This is a genomic window from Flavobacterium selenitireducens, assembly GCF_014748335.1.
GTDB lineage: Bacteria > Bacteroidota > Bacteroidia > Flavobacteriales > Flavobacteriaceae > Flavobacterium > Flavobacterium selenitireducens.
Genome location: NZ_JAAVIY010000007.1, coordinates 74,898 through 89,389, shown reverse-complemented (window position 1 = coordinate 89,389; position 14,492 = coordinate 74,898). Strand labels below are relative to the sequence as shown.

Annotated in this window: 11 protein-coding genes; 9 read left to right on the top strand and 2 right to left on the bottom strand. The window is 47.5% G+C overall.

Features of this window, described 5'->3' with window-relative positions:
• Positions 1 to 15: 15 nt before the first annotated feature.
• Both fbaA and accD read left to right on the top strand, forming a co-directional pair.
• Complete coding sequence (gene fbaA, locus HC229_RS11630; protein WP_191020662.1) at positions 16 to 1,083, top strand: class II fructose-bisphosphate aldolase; 1,068 nt, start codon at positions 16 to 18, stop codon at positions 1,081 to 1,083.
• An 84-nt stretch (positions 1,084 to 1,167) separates the two neighbouring features.
• On the top strand, positions 1,168 to 2,022 hold the full coding sequence (gene accD / locus HC229_RS11625) for an acetyl-CoA carboxylase, carboxyltransferase subunit beta (protein ID WP_191020661.1): 855 nt from the start codon (positions 1,168 to 1,170) through the stop codon (positions 2,020 to 2,022).
• 553 nt (positions 2,023 to 2,575) lie between these two features.
• Here the strand turns inward: accD and HC229_RS11620 are convergent.
• Positions 2,576 to 3,826 carry an ABC transporter permease gene (locus HC229_RS11620; RefSeq protein WP_191020660.1) on the bottom strand — a complete coding sequence of 417 codons (1,251 nt, stop codon included), beginning with the start codon at positions 3,824 to 3,826 and terminating at the stop codon, positions 2,576 to 2,578.
• Between the two features lie 276 nt (positions 3,827 to 4,102).
• Here HC229_RS11620 and purH point away from each other — a divergent pair, with 276 nt between their 5' ends.
• From purH to HC229_RS11585, 7 genes are all read left to right on the top strand, one after another.
• On the top strand, positions 4,103 to 5,629 hold the full coding sequence (purH, locus tag HC229_RS11615) for a bifunctional phosphoribosylaminoimidazolecarboxamide formyltransferase/IMP cyclohydrolase (protein WP_191020659.1): 1,527 nt from the start codon (positions 4,103 to 4,105) through the stop codon (positions 5,627 to 5,629).
• 175 nt (positions 5,630 to 5,804) lie between these two features.
• Positions 5,805 to 6,833 carry a rod shape-determining protein gene (locus tag HC229_RS11610; RefSeq protein ID WP_191020658.1) on the top strand — a complete coding sequence of 343 codons (1,029 nt, stop codon included), beginning with the start codon at positions 5,805 to 5,807 and terminating at the stop codon, positions 6,831 to 6,833.
• 186 nt (positions 6,834 to 7,019) lie between these two features.
• Positions 7,020 to 7,847: a rod shape-determining protein MreC gene (mreC, locus tag HC229_RS11605; protein WP_191020657.1), complete on the top strand. Its 828-nt coding sequence runs from the start codon at positions 7,020 to 7,022 to the stop codon at positions 7,845 to 7,847.
• Complete coding sequence (locus tag HC229_RS11600; protein ID WP_191020656.1) at positions 7,840 to 8,346, top strand: rod shape-determining protein MreD; 507 nt, start codon at positions 7,840 to 7,842, stop codon at positions 8,344 to 8,346. The genes mreC and HC229_RS11600 overlap by 8 nt, the downstream gene beginning before the upstream one ends.
• Positions 8,343 to 10,280 carry a penicillin-binding protein 2 gene (gene mrdA / locus HC229_RS11595; RefSeq protein ID WP_191020655.1) on the top strand — a complete coding sequence of 646 codons (1,938 nt, stop codon included), beginning with the start codon at positions 8,343 to 8,345 and terminating at the stop codon, positions 10,278 to 10,280. Before HC229_RS11600 ends, mrdA begins: the two co-directional genes overlap by 4 nt.
• Complete coding sequence (gene rodA, locus HC229_RS11590; RefSeq protein ID WP_191020654.1) at positions 10,280 to 11,533, top strand: rod shape-determining protein RodA; 1,254 nt, start codon at positions 10,280 to 10,282, stop codon at positions 11,531 to 11,533. Before mrdA ends, rodA begins: the two co-directional genes overlap by 1 nt.
• Before the next feature lie 122 nt (positions 11,534 to 11,655).
• A complete protein-coding gene (locus HC229_RS11585) occupies positions 11,656 to 12,081 on the top strand; it encodes a response regulator (protein WP_332871648.1) in 426 nt (141 codons plus the stop codon).
• Positions 12,082 to 12,134: 53 nt separating this feature from the next.
• Here HC229_RS11585 and HC229_RS11580 read toward each other — a convergent pair whose 3' ends face one another.
• Positions 12,135 to 14,369 carry a carboxy terminal-processing peptidase gene (locus tag HC229_RS11580; protein ID WP_191020653.1) on the bottom strand — a complete coding sequence of 745 codons (2,235 nt, stop codon included), beginning with the start codon at positions 14,367 to 14,369 and terminating at the stop codon, positions 12,135 to 12,137.
• Between the last annotated feature and the right edge of the window lie 123 nt (positions 14,370 to 14,492).

The following is a 14,492-nucleotide window of genomic DNA, read 5'->3' as shown; positions in this document are numbered from 1 at the left end:
TCAAAACAAACTGACATGGCCCACAATATCAAGCCTGGTGTGGCAACCGGGGACGAAGTTCAGGAAATCTTCCGCTTAGCCAAAGAAAAAGGATTCGCCCTTCCGGCAGTTAACGTCACGGGATCGAGCACCATCAACGGAACGCTTGAAGTCGCTGCGAAACTGAAGGCGCCGGTAATCATCCAGTTTTCTAACGGAGGCGCGGCTTTCAACGCCGGAAAAGGTTTTCCTAACGAAGGGCAAAGCGCGGCCATTGCGGGTGCGATTGCGGGTGCGAAACACATCCATGCCTTAGCGGAAGCTTACGGCGCGACTGTCATTTTGCACACCGACCATTGCGCCAAGAAATTGCTTCCTTGGATCGACGGTCTTTTGGACGCGAGCGAGAAACATTTCGCCGAAACCGGAAAACCGCTTTTCTCGTCCCACATGCTGGATTTGAGCGAGGAGCCGATGGAGGAAAACATCGATATCTGTAAACAATATCTCGAGAGAATGTCCAAAATGGGCATGACCCTCGAAATCGAATTGGGCATCACAGGCGGTGAAGAGGACGGCGTTGACAATTCCGGCGTCGATCATTCCGAATTGTATTCCACTCCTGAAGATGTCGATTATGCGTATACCGAATTGTCTAAAGTAAGCCCGCGATTTACCGTCGCTGCAGCTTTCGGAAACGTACATGGCGTCTACAAGCCTGGAAACGTGAAGCTCACGCCGACGATTTTGCGCGATTCACAGGAATACATCCAACAAAAACACAATACTGAAAAAAATCCTGTAGACTTCGTTTTCCACGGTGGTTCGGGCTCCACGCCTGAAGAAATCAAGGAAGCGATCGGATATGGCGTTATCAAGATGAACATCGACACGGACCTGCAGTTCGCTTTCACGGAAGGCATCCGCGATTATATGGTGGACAATATCGATTATCTCAAGACGCAAATCGGGAATCCGACAGGTGACGATTCTCCAAACAAGAAATATTACGATCCACGCAAATGGATACGCGAAGGCGAAATGACGTTCAACAAGCGTCTGGAAGCGGCTTTTGCAGATTTGAACAACGTAAATACTTTGTAATTTTTAGTTTGAGGTTTAAGGTCTAAAGTTGATGCGTTCAACCTCGACCTTAAACCTTAAACTTTTAAACCTTAAACAAAAAATATGGCTTGGTTTAAAAGAACGGAAAAAGGCATTCAAACCGCCACCGAAGATAAAAAAGACGTTCCGAAAGGGCTTTGGTACAAATCACCTACCGGAAAGATCGTCGATGCAGATGAACTGGCGCGCAATCTTTATGTGAGCCCTGAAGACGGTTTTCACGTAAGGATCGGAAGCAAGGAGTATTTCGAGATCTTGTTCGACGACAACGAATTCAAGGAACTCGACAAAAACATGACGTCCAAGGATACGCTTCACTTCGTTGACACCAAAAAATATTCCGACCGTTTGAAAGACGCCCAGGAGAAAACCAAGTTGAAAGACGCGGTTCGCACCGGAGTAGGAAAATCAAAAGGGAAAGACCTCGTGGTTTGCTGTATGGATTTTGCGTTTATCGGAGGTTCGATGGGCGCGGTCGTAGGTGAAAAAATTGCGCGCGGAATCGATCATTCGATCAAGAACAAAATTCCGTTCGTGATGATTTCCAAGTCCGGAGGCGCGCGTATGATGGAGGCGGCGTATTCGCTTATGCAGTTGGCCAAAACATCTGCAAAACTGGCGCAACTCGCCGACGCCAAAATCCCTTATATCTCGTTGTGTACTGATCCGACAACCGGGGGAACGACTGCTTCCTATGCGATGTTGGGCGACATCAACATTTCAGAGCCGGGCGCTTTGATCGGCTTTGCGGGCCCGCGCGTGGTCAAAGATACGACCGGTAAAGACTTGCCGGAAGGTTTTCAAACCGCTGAATTCGTTTTGGAGCACGGCTTTCTCGATTTCATCACGCACAGAAAAGAGTTGAAAAACAAGGTGAATTTATATTTGGATTTGATTTTAAACCAAACGATTCGCTAACAGATCCCGAATATTAAAACCGTTTCTTAGGAGACGGTTTTTTTTTTACAAAATGCGTTGCTCTTTAAACCTTGAGAGAGTTAAAAATGTTACGCTCGAATAGTATAGGAACAGCAGCGGCGGAGCGAAGCGGAGCCGCAAAACGTCCAAGAAAGCTTAACTACCTTAACTCTCTTAATTGTTAAAGAAAGGCCAGCGAAGCGAGCCGCAAAATACCCACTTTATTAGTTCAATTTCTGAAACGTGGCGAGCGATGCGAGCCGCAAAAACGCCCAAAAACTTAACTGCCCTTAACTTTCTTAATTGTAAAAAACGGCGAGGGAAGCGAGCCGCAAAATACCCACTTGAACTAGTTTAATTGCCGAAACGTGGCGAGCGAAGCGAGCCGCAATACGCCCAAAAAGCTTAACTACCCTCAACTTTCTCAAGCTGTTAAGTACGGCGAGCAAAGCGAGCCTCAAAAGCCCCAAAATTTAATTTGCTTACTATTGAAACATAGCGAGCGAAGCGAGCTTCCCAGTGCAAACACAGAACGGCCAACAGCAAAGTCGTATCACATCCCTGTCCTGATCGCCTCTACCGGATCCAATTTCGACGCCGAAATAGCCGGGATAATACCCGAAACCAATCCAATCGCCGCCGATAGCCCAGCGCCAAGCATGATGTTGAAGAACCCAAGCACAAACTCGAATTCGAGCATTTTGGTAAGCAGCGCCGTCAATCCCCAAACCATAAGAATCCCCACCAAACCTCCGATTATCGACAAAATCACCGCTTCGAAAAGGAATTGAAACAGGATGAACTTGTTTTTGGCCCCAAGTGATTTTTGGATTCCGATAAGGTTAGTCCGTTCCTTTACGGAAACAAACATAATGTTGGCAATCCCAAAGCCGCCTACGAGAAGCGAAAATCCCGCGATCATCCAACCGCCGGTATTCAGGATGCCGATAAAAGCGTCGAGCATTTCGGTAAATCCGGAAAGGACGTTTACGAAAAAGTTGTCCATCTCCCCTACTTTCATGCCGCGATAATTGCGTAGTTTTTGGGCAAGCTCCGCTTTAAGTTCATCCATATCGGCACCTTTCGTAGGCTTGATGATAATGACCGGCATCATGGAATCGTTATTGTCGCCGAACCGGTTCCGGATAAAATTCACGGGAATGATGATGCTGGTATCATTGCTGTTCCCGAACATGCCCGAGCCTTGTTTGGGCAACACGCCGATGACCGTAAAACGAAGCCCGTAAAGCCGGAATTGTTTGTCGATCGGGTCGACGTCGCCGAACAACCCGTTGGCAATGTCGTGCCCGATCACCGCTACCGCCTTGCCAGAATTGTCTTCGGATTCGTTATAGAAGCGGCCTTTTTCAAATTCCTGGGCCTGGATTTCATCAAATTCGTGAGAAACGGGAAGAATATTGATCGCACTGACGGTCTTGTCGTCGTATTTTGCAGATTCGGGACCGACAAAAATCTGGTATCCGACTTCATCGACGTTGTTTAATGAGGATTTGAGGAACTGGTATTCGTCGTAAGTCACGTTCGGGAACTGCTCTACCTTCCACCGCGGTACTTCCGACGGCCCGAACGATTCCTTGAGTACGTACATCGTATTTTTGTCGAGGCTGCTCAGGTCCTTCTTGATCTTCCGGTCGAGCGAATCAACCGCTGCCAGGACTGCAATGATCGAAAAAATCCCGATCGTCACACCCAATAGCGACAGTAGCGTGCGCAGTTTGTTGTTGCGCAGCGCATTCATTGCAAAGCCGAAGCTCTCGGAAAGTAGTCTGAAGTAAACAAGCATCTGAAAAGCCCGAATCCCAAATTCCAAATTCCAATCAATGTAGAAAACGGCCTGGATTCAGAAGCGTAAAATTGGAAAATTTTGGGGCAAAAACCTAATTTTTTGTTTGCCTGTATTTACTTGGTGTTGCTTGATTCGTTGATTTAGCATCGCACTGTCGAACAAAGGCGCAGGTGATGCGTTGAGCAGCGGAAATTTCACGGTTCGCATCTCACAATGATCGTTTGACTTCCGACTTATTTCGTACTTTTGCACGCTCAAACACAACTTCTAAAAATGAGCACAAACAAGACCATCAAATCAGCGTTAGTTTCGGTATTTTCAAAAGATGGGCTCGAGCCTATCGTACAAAAATTGCACGAACAGGGCGTGACGTTCTACTCTACCGGCGGAACCGAAGAATTCCTGAAAAACCTTGGCATTCCTGTCGTAGCTGTTGAAGACGTAACGTCTTATCCGTCGATCCTTGGCGGACGCGTCAAAACGCTTCATCCGAAAATCTTCGGCGGCATTCTCAACCGCCAGGACCACGAGGGAGACGTCCGGCAAATGACCGAATTCGACATTCCGCAAATTGATTTGGTGATCGTCGATTTGTATCCGTTTGAAAATACGGTCGCCTCGGGTGCATCCGAAGCAGACATCATCGAAAAAATCGACATCGGAGGCATTTCGTTGATCCGTGCGGCTGCCAAAAATTTTAGAGACACGGTCATCATTCCTTCGATGGAGCAATACGCGCCGTTCCTGGAGTTGCTTAACGAGAAAAATGGAGAGACGTCTTTGGAAGACAGAAAGCAGTTTGCAACACAAGCCTTTCACGTTTCGTCTCATTACGACGCTGCAATTTTTAACCATTTCAATGCTGACGATACGTTCTTCAAGCAATCCTATTCCAACGGACAGGTTTTGAGATACGGTGAGAATCCGCATCAAAAGGGATATTTCTTCGGGAACTTCGACGCGATGTTTACCAAAAAACACGGCAAAGAACTGTCTTACAATAATTTACTTGACGTCGACGCTGCCGTGAACCTTATCCTCGAATTCAAAGACAACGACCCTACTTTCGCAATCCTGAAACACAACAACGCTTGCGGCCTTGCAACGCGTCCGACAATGAAACAGGCGTATCTCGACGCTTTGGCGGGCGATCCTACATCGGCTTTCGGAGGCGTTTTGATCGCCAACGGAAAGATCGATGCGGAAACGGCTTCCGAGATCAATTCCCTATTTTGCGAAGTCGTGATCGCCCCGGAGTTTTCCGAAGAAGCCATTGCGATATTATCTGAAAAAAAGAACCGGATTATTTTGGTGCAACACCACGTCGAATTGCCACAACTTCAAGTGCGTACGGCTTTGAACGGTGTTTTGGTACAGGATAGAAACAACCTTACGGACAATAAAAACGGCCTTCGCACCGTTACCACTACGGCTCCGACAGCGAAAGAGATTGACGACCTGATTTTTGCGTCCAAAATTTGCAAGAACACCAAGTCGAATACGATTGTTTTCGCCAAGGACGGCCAACTGATCGCTTCCGGAACAGGCCAGACCTCACGCGTGGACGCCTTGAGACAGGCGATCGAGAAAGCACACTCATTTAATTTTGATCTGAACGGCGCGGTCATGGCCAGCGATGCGTTCTTCCCATTCCCTGATTGCGTGGAGATCGCAAAGAACGCGGGAATCACGGCCGTCATCCAACCCGGCGGATCGATCAAGGATGAACTCAGCATTGATTATTGCAACGAAAACGGACTCGCGATGGTGTTTACCGGGACACGTCATTTCAAGCACTAAAATGATGTCTGCGATTTAAATTTTTGATTTTCAAAGGCTGTCGGAAAGTACTGATTCCAACAGTTTTAAAATTATCGGATTTAAAACCAAAATAAAAAATCACAGGGCTGCAAAGTCGTTCAATTTACATAACTTTGCAGCCTACAACTAATAACTAAAACCCTTCAATTTCAGTATGGGATTTTTTGATTTCATGACTGAGGATATCGCGATAGACCTCGGCACCGCCAATACGCTCATCATACACAACGATAAAGTCGTGATCGACAGTCCTTCCATAGTGGCTCGAGACAGGGTTTCCTCGAAAATAATCGCCGTCGGGAAAGAGGCGAACATGATGCAGGGTAAAACGCATGAGAACATCAAAACGATCCGCCCGCTGAAAGACGGCGTCATCGCAGATTTCGACGCATCCGAGAAAATGATCTCGATGTTCATCAAATCCATTCCTGCGCTCAAGAAAAGAATGTTCACACCGGCGCTGCGCATGGTCGTTTGCATTCCTTCGGGAATTACAGAAGTGGAAATGCGTGCAGTAAAAGAAAGCTGCGAGCGCGTGAACGGCAAAGAAGTCTACCTGATTCACGAACCAATGGCCGCGGCTATCGGTATCGGAATCGACATCATGCAGCCCAAAGGAAACATGATCGTCGACATAGGTGGAGGAACTACGGAAATCGCAGTTATCGCTTTGGGCGGAATCGTGTGCGACAAATCGGTAAAGATCGCCGGTGACGTCTTCACGAACGACATCGTATATTACATGCGGACGCAACACAACCTTTTTGTAGGGGAAAGCACTGCCGAAAAAATCAAGATTACGATCGGTGCCGCCATCGAAGATCTCGAAACGCCACCGGATGACATGTCGGTACAGGGACGCGATTTGCTTACGGGCAAGCCGAAACAGGTAGACGTTTCCTATCGCGAGATCGCAAAAGCACTCGACAAATCGATACAGCGAATCGAAGACGCCGTCATGGAAACGCTTTCGCAGACGCCGCCTGAACTCGCCGCCGATATTTACAACACCGGTATTTACCTTGCCGGGGGCGGATCGATGTTGCGCGGGCTCGACAAAAGGATTTCATTGAAAACAGATCTTCCGGTTTACATTGCCGAAGATCCGCTTCGCGCCGTAGTACGCGGTACGGGAATGGCGTTGAAGAACATCCCGAAATTCAGAAGCATCCTAATAAAATAACAATTTTGAAATCTCAAATTCCAGATCCCAAAGTCCAATTTTCTTTGAAAAGCGATTGGAGTTTGAAATTTGGATCCGGGCGAATAAAACAGAAGGGCTCGCTAAAGCATCTATCCATTAGCGAACGGGACGCGGCGCAACGGAGTTAATTTGAACTTTTGAATTTGATTTTTACCCTCGGTTTGTATGCAGCAGATATTCCAATTCATCTTTAAGAACAGCCACCGATTGCTGTTTTTGCTGCTTTTAGGGATTTCGTTGGTCATGACGATCCAGGCACATTCATTTCACAAAAGCAAAGTGATTTCTTCTGCCAATTTCGTGACCGGTGGCGTTTACACCCAAATGAACAACGTCAACGAATATTTTCACCTCAAAACCCAAAACGACGCGCTTGCAAAGGAAAATGCAGACTTGCGCCGTATGATATTCAACGAAAAAGATTCTGCGAAGCCACCCGTCATCGACACGATTCGCGGCGTCAGGAAAGTCGACGTGATCGTTTCGAAGGTCATCCACAATTCCTATAACGTACACGAAAACTACCTCACGATCAATTCGGGATCGCTCAAAGGCGTCAAACCTGACATGGGCGTCGTCAATACGCAAGGCATCATCGGGATAGTCGACAAGGTGTCGAATAATTACGCCACCGTGATTTCGATTCTCAACGTAAAATCGCAAATAAATGCGAAAATCAAAAAATCGAACCATTTCGGGTCGTTGGTCTGGAACGGAAAAAATACGGGTTACGTACAATTGATCGACGTACCGCGACTGGCATCCGTCAGAAAAGGCGATACGATCGTGACCGGAGGACAGTCGGTGATTTTCCCGGCGAACATCAACATCGGGACCATTTCGAAAATCTACACCGACAACGAAACGAATTACTACACGCTCGACATCAAGTTGTTCAACGACATGACCAATCTCGGTTATGTTTACATCGTCAAGAGCAGGGACAAAGAGGAAATCGAAACTTTGGAAAAGCAATCGAAACCGAATGAATAGTACGGTTCTGGTCAATATCGCCCGCTTTATTTTGTTGATTTTCGCCCAGGTCGTGATCTTCAACAATTTCAATCTGTTCGGATTCATCAACCCGTATCCTTACATCTTGTTCGTCATGCTTTTCCCGGTCAACGGAAACAAGAACGTGCTGTTGCTCACGAGTTTCCTGCTTGGGATCACGATGGATATGTTCAGCAACTCCGGTGGTGTCCACGCGGCGTCTTGTCTCGTCCTGGCTTATTTCCGACCTGTGATCTTCAAATTCGCGTTCGGGTTGAGCTATGAATACCAGACCGTCCGCCTCGACGACGTATTGACACCGGAGCGTTTTTCGTTTATCCTGATAGCGGTCATCATCCATCACTTCACATTGTTTTTACTTGAAGTGTTCCGATTGGTATTCTTCTGGGACGTTTTATTGAGGACGCTCAGCAGCACGATATTTTCGATCGTGGTCTGCATCATTTTGATTTACATGTTCAAGCCGTCGAGACGATGAGGAAAGTTCTGTTGCCAACGCTGATTTTCATCGCGACGATATTGCTTTTGCTGCGCCTTTTCTACCTTCAGATCATGGACGAGACGCTCAAGCTGAAATCGGACAACAACGCGATCAAGATCCAATACGATTATCCCGAGCGCGGTTACATTTACGACCGTTTCGGCAAATTGCTCGTGGCCAACCAGCCGTCTTATGATATCATGGTCATTCCGCGCGACGTTAAAAATGTCGATGTGGACGAATTCTGCGAGTTGCTGCGCATCCCGAAATCGTTTTACGAAGAGCGCATGAAAAAGGCGATCGTGTACTCGCCTCGCCTGCCGTCGGTTTTTTTGCCGCAGTTGAACAAACGGGAATTCGCCGCGTTCCAGGAAAAGGTCAGGAAATTCGAAGGATTTTATATTCAGAAGCGTTCATTGCGCGACTACCAGGTGAATTACGGTGCGAATGTCTTCGGATTCATCACGCAGGTAAACGACGGCATCATCAAGCAAAACCCGTATTACAACAGCGGCGACCTCATCGGAAAACAGGGCGTCGAGGAAAGTTACGAGAAAGAACTTCGGGGCGTCAAGGGCGTCAAGTACATACAAAAAGACAAATACAACCGCGACATCGGCGCTTACAAAGAAGGCCGATTCGATACGATCTCCAAGCAAGGGGAAGACATTACGCTTTCGATTGACGGCGATCTCCAAAAATACGGGGAAGAGCTCATGGTCAACAAACGAGGCGGAATCGTCGCTATCGAGCCCGCGACCGGTGAAATCCTGGCATTGGTAACCGCTCCTTCTTACGATCCGGCGATTCTCGTGGGGCGCGAACGGTCCCGCAATTACACGAAACTCTATAACGATTCGATCGCAAAACCGCTTTTCGACCGCGGCCTTTTGGCCGAATATCCGCCGGGATCGCCGTTTAAGATCATCACCGGATTGGTTGCGTTGCAGGAAGGCGTCGTCGACGAGCAAACGTCGTTTATGTGCCACCACGGTTTCAGTTACGCACGCGGACGCTTCATGAAATGCCACGATTCAGGCGTTTCCCAGCTCCACAACGGAATCTACAACTCGTGCAATACCTACTTTGCGAGTGTTTACATGAAGACGCTGGGCAAGTACAAAAAAACATCGGTCGCGGTGGACATCTGGAGCAAGCACGTCAGAAGCTTCGGGCTTGGCGAATTCATGGGATACGATTTGCCGACAGGCCGCCGCGGTAAAGTTCCGACGTCCAAAACGTACAAACGCATTTATCCGGATTGGGATTACCGTCCGACGACGATCGTTTCGAATTCCATCGGACAGGGAGAAGTCACGACAACGCCGATCCAGTTGGCGAACATGATGGCAACCGTTGCCAATCGCGGTTGGTATTACACGCCTCACATCATCAAGAAGATCGAAGGCGAACAAATCGACAAAAAATTCCGCACGAAACACCATACGACGATAGACCCTAAATATTTCGAACCGGTCGTGGCGGGGCTTGCCGATGTTTACAATGTAGGAACCGCTTACGGCCTGGGTGTTGAAGGCATACAGATTTGCGGAAAGACCGGAACCGCGGAAAACTTCGCCAAAATCAACGGGAAGCGCGTGAAATTACAGGATCACTCGATTTTCGTCGCTTTTGCGCCAAAAGACAATCCGAAGATCGCAATTGCCGTTTTCGTTGAGAACGGGTATTGGGGAAAACGCTGGGCCGGCCCGATTGCGACACTCATGCTCGAAAAATACATCAAGCGCAAGATCACACGCACCGATCTTGAAAAGCGCATGCTCGAAGGAAGTCTCCAGGGCGAATACGACAAATACGTCGGCAAACACACGATCGACAGTTTGCTGCTCAAACGCCCTAAAGTGGAAGCCGTGCAGCCGAAAGAGCAGGATACGATCGAGGACATAGACGACAAAGACGCCACGAACTAATGAAGAACCAGAGCATCCGAAGCCATATCGATTGGATGAGCGTATTTATTTACGCCACGTTGGTCATTTTGGGATGGCTCAACATCTATTCGTCTTCATTGCCGCTCGAAGACAGTTCGCTGTTCGATTTCAGCCAAACGTACGGAAAACAGATGATGTTCATCTTCCTTTCCATTCCGCTGATCATCGTGATCCTGGCACTCGACGGAAAATTTTACGAAAAATATTCGGTTATCTTTTTTGGCGTCGCGCTGCTGTTGCTCGCCGGCTTGTTCGTATTCGGAAAGGTCGTCAAAGGACAGGCGAACTGGTATGCGATCGGGCCGATCAGTTTCCAGCCCGCCGAGTTTGCAAAAGTGGCGACGGCTTTGGCACTGTCAAAATATTTGAGCGACGTACAAGTCAACCTCAAAGACCAGAACCGTCAATGGCAGGCGATGGGCATCATTTTGTTGCCTGTCTTGTTGATTGTGCCTCACGATCCCGGCAGCGCGCTGATTTATTCGGCATTTTTCCTGGTACTATACCGCGAAGGCTTGCCTGCGTGGTATTTGTGGACGGGCTTCATCGCAATCGTCGTGTTCGTACTTTCATTGGTTTGGGAGTCGTGGATCATCATTGCGATTGCCGCCGTCGTGATTGCGTTTTTTTATTATCGCAGCCGCATTGTAGATCGCAACGTGATCATGAGCGCGGCAATCTTGGTCGCGATTTCGATTTTTACGTTTTCTGTTCATTACGTTTTTGACAATGTCTTCAAACAGCACCACCGCGATCGTTTCAATATTTTGCTTGGGAAAGAAGTCGATCTGAAAGGCGTCGGATATAATATCAACCAATCGAAAATCGCGATCGGATCCGGCGGATGGTTCGGAAAAGGCTATCTCGAAGGCACGCAAACCAAAGGCGGATTCGTCCCTGAACAACATACCGATTATATTTTTACCACTGTGGGCGAAGAGTGGGGATTTGTAGGTTGCATTGTCGTGCTGGCGCTTTTCGTGCTGCTTTTTGTGCGCATCATCTATCTTGCGGAGCGACAAAAAACCAAATTTTCGAGGGTTTACGGGTATTGCGTAGCCACAATTCTGTTCATTCACTTTTTCGTGAACATTGCCATGGTCGTCGGAATTTTCCCAACGATCGGCGTTCCGTTGCCGTTTTTCTCCTATGGAGGTTCAGGACTTTGGGGCTTTACCATCCTCTTGTTTATTTTTCTCAAAATGGATGCGAACAAAGTAAATGAATGGTAGCTTTTTAGCTATCTGTTTTTCGTTTTCTTACCGCTTGTCGAAACCCGGATCTGCTTTAACGGGAAACGGTGGAAAGTTTTTCCTAACTTACCGATTATTTCAATCTCGCAAACATCTTCACCGTGATAAAACCAGGATCGATCGTATTAGTAGAAGATGATCAGGACGACAAAGAAATCTTCGAAGACATCGTAAGGGAACTAGGCATCACGAATGAGATCTATTGGTTTCCCGAAACGACTGCCGCCTACCAATTCCTGGAAACCACAACAGAACCCGTTTTCCTTATTTTTTGCGACATCAATATGCCCGGACGGAACGGTTTGGAATTTAAGCGCCACATCGACTCTACTCCCGTTTTGCGCAGGAAGAGTATTCCGTTCGTTTACTTCTCCACCGTCGCGCGTCAGGAAGATATTGACGAAGCATACATCAACCTGACGATACAGGGATTTTTTACCAAAGGCACAAAGTATGACGACGTGAAATCCCTGCTCAAAAAAATATTCGATTATTGGGATTGTTGCCGCCATCCGAATTCCCAATAACCTCCAGAAGCGCAATTACAAAAAAGCCCCGGTTTCCCGAGGCTTTTCTTTTGTTATGATTTGATCTTGTCTTTCTTAAGCGACACCGCCCCTTTTGACTTCGGCTGAAGGTCGTCAAGTACCCTTACCGCTTCGTCTACATATGCGTCTTTGTTAAGCTGCTCATGCCATCTTTTACGTTTCTCTTTCAACAATTCATCTTTTGCGATTTGCTGTTGTTCGTACGGAAGCGACAGGAATTTCAAGTCGTTGTGGTACGTCGAAAGCACTTTGTATTTCTTGGCCTTTTCGTCGAGCGCGTCCTGTTCAGAACGGAACTTGTCGAGCTTGAGGCTGTAAACCGTCTCTTCGCTGCGATCGTTGATCCATTTTGCGTTTTCATCTATCAGCTTGAACTGCTCGTTGGCCTGTAAACGCTTGCGGCTGTTGGCAATTGCTTCGTTGAAATTGGCTTGCTTGTCCCAAACTTTGTAATCGGCTGCGTCGATCTTATCCCAAGGCATGGCATTGTCAATGTCGCGTTCGCCCATTTTTACATATGAATAACGATCCGGCATCACAACGTCGCTGGCCACGCCTTCCAACTGCGTAGAGCCGCCGTTGATGCGGTAGAACTTTTGGGTCGTCGTCTTGAGTGCGCCCAGATCGCCGAATTCGCTGTTTCTCACGAACTGATTCAAATCGAATACATTCTGCACAGTTCCTTTACCATACGTTTGTTTGGATCCGATGATAACTCCACGTTTGTAATCCTGGATGGCGGCGGCCAAAATTTCTGAAGCCGAAGCCGAGAAACTGTTTACCATGATCACAAGCGGGCCGTCGTACTCTACCTTGGAATCCTTATCGTACAGAACTTCTTTCTTTTTACCCGAAGATTTTACCTGGACGATTGGGCCTTGTTCGATGAACAACCCGGCGATGTCAACCACTGTTTTGAGCGATCCGCCTCCGTTGTCGCGCACGTCGAGGATGATTCCCTGCACGTTTTCTTTTTTGAGACGTTCGACTTCAAGCGCGATATCTTTTCCGGCGTCGCGCGCATTGGCGTTATCGAAATCAATATAAAATTTCGGAAGGTAAATCATGCCGTACTTCTGACCGTTTTTCTCGATGATCGTCGATTTGGCGTATGTTTCTTCAATTTCTACTTCATCGCGGATCAACGAAATGACTTTCATGGTTCCGTCGGTTTTTTTGACGGACAGGCGCACTTCGGTTCCTTTTGGCCCCTTAATTTTCTTGACGACGTCGTCAAGACGCATGCCCACTACATCAACCGCTTCTTTGTTGCCCTGCGCCACCTTCAGGATCACGTCTCCAGGTTCGAGTTCTTTTCCTCTCCAGGCCGGGCCTCCCGAAATGAGTTCGGTGATTTCGGTGTAATCGTTTTTCTTTTGCAGGCGGGCACCGATACCTTCGAGCTTACCGCTCATGCTCACATCGAAGCGTTCCTTTTCGTCTGCCGGAAAGTACGATGTATGCGGGTCGAAACGCGAGGCGATCGAATTGATGTACACCGAAAACCAGTCTTCGCGATTCAAGTCGTCGATGAAGCTGAAATATTCGTTAAGTGATTTTAGGGAATTTTCCCGCGTTTCCTTTTCAAGGACCTCGTAAGATTTTTTCTCAATTTTTACTTCTTCCTTTTTCTTTTTTTCGAGCGCTTCCTGTGCCGCATCCTGGCTTTCTTCATCCAGTGTCGCTGATGGCTTGACCGACGTCGTCTTGCCTTCCTGTAGGTCGAGCTTGTCGGCCAATGATGAAAGCGTGGACAACTTTACCTGCTTGCGCCATTTTTCCTTGAGTTCGGACGTATTCTTGGCGTACGGCAGCTTTTCGTTGTCGGTATTGAACGACTCGTCTACTTTATAATTGAACGGCTTGTCGAGGATTTCCTTATAATAGGCTTTGCTTTCTTTTATTCGCTGCATCAACCGATTGTAAGTGAGGTTGAAGAACGCGAGATCCTTATTCCGGATCTGGTCGTCGAGCTGGGTTTCGTATTTCGAGAATTCGTCAATGTCCGCCTGCAGGAAGAAGCGCTTAGACGGATCGAGGGCCGTGATGTAATCTTTGTAGATCCCTTTTGAAAAATTGTCGTCCATCGTGGCCGGTTCGTAGTGGCCGCGCTCGATGACAAATTGCAAAAGTTCGAGCAGCGCTTTGTCTTTTTCAGGATCTCCGGAGCTCTTTTTAGGCATGAAACTCCACAATGCCGCCGCCAAAACAGCAACGACCAGCAACACTTTATAATTCCTTTTCATAAATCGCACAATAGCATTCATTTGGGTTCTTAAAACGGCCAAGTTATGGAAAAATTATACCGTAGGCAGTGACTTCCGTATAATATTTTGTTAAACATGGCGAATTCAATACAGCATTAAAAATAGGTATTTTTACTTTCGCAG

What these genes read in the sequence shown, in the direction of transcription:
- fbaA (WP_191020662.1), top strand. Translation starts at nt 16, where the DNA reads ATGGCCCACAATATCAAGCCTGGTGTGGCAACCGGGGACGAAGTTCAG.
- accD (WP_191020661.1), top strand. Translation starts at nt 1,168, where the DNA reads ATGGCTTGGTTTAAAAGAACGGAAAAAGGCATTCAAACCGCCACCGAA.
- HC229_RS11620 (WP_191020660.1), bottom strand. Translation starts at nt 3,826, where the DNA reads ATGCTTGTTTACTTCAGACTACTTTCCGAGAGCTTCGGCTTTGCAATG.
- purH (WP_191020659.1), top strand. Translation starts at nt 4,103, where the DNA reads ATGAGCACAAACAAGACCATCAAATCAGCGTTAGTTTCGGTATTTTCA.
- HC229_RS11610 (WP_191020658.1), top strand. Translation starts at nt 5,805, where the DNA reads ATGGGATTTTTTGATTTCATGACTGAGGATATCGCGATAGACCTCGGC.
- mreC (WP_191020657.1), top strand. Translation starts at nt 7,020, where the DNA reads ATGCAGCAGATATTCCAATTCATCTTTAAGAACAGCCACCGATTGCTG.
- HC229_RS11600 (WP_191020656.1), top strand. Translation starts at nt 7,840, where the DNA reads ATGAATAGTACGGTTCTGGTCAATATCGCCCGCTTTATTTTGTTGATT.
- mrdA (WP_191020655.1), top strand. Translation starts at nt 8,343, where the DNA reads ATGAGGAAAGTTCTGTTGCCAACGCTGATTTTCATCGCGACGATATTG.
- rodA (WP_191020654.1), top strand. Translation starts at nt 10,280, where the DNA reads ATGAAGAACCAGAGCATCCGAAGCCATATCGATTGGATGAGCGTATTT.
- HC229_RS11580 (WP_191020653.1), bottom strand. Translation starts at nt 14,369, where the DNA reads ATGAATGCTATTGTGCGATTTATGAAAAGGAATTATAAAGTGTTGCTG.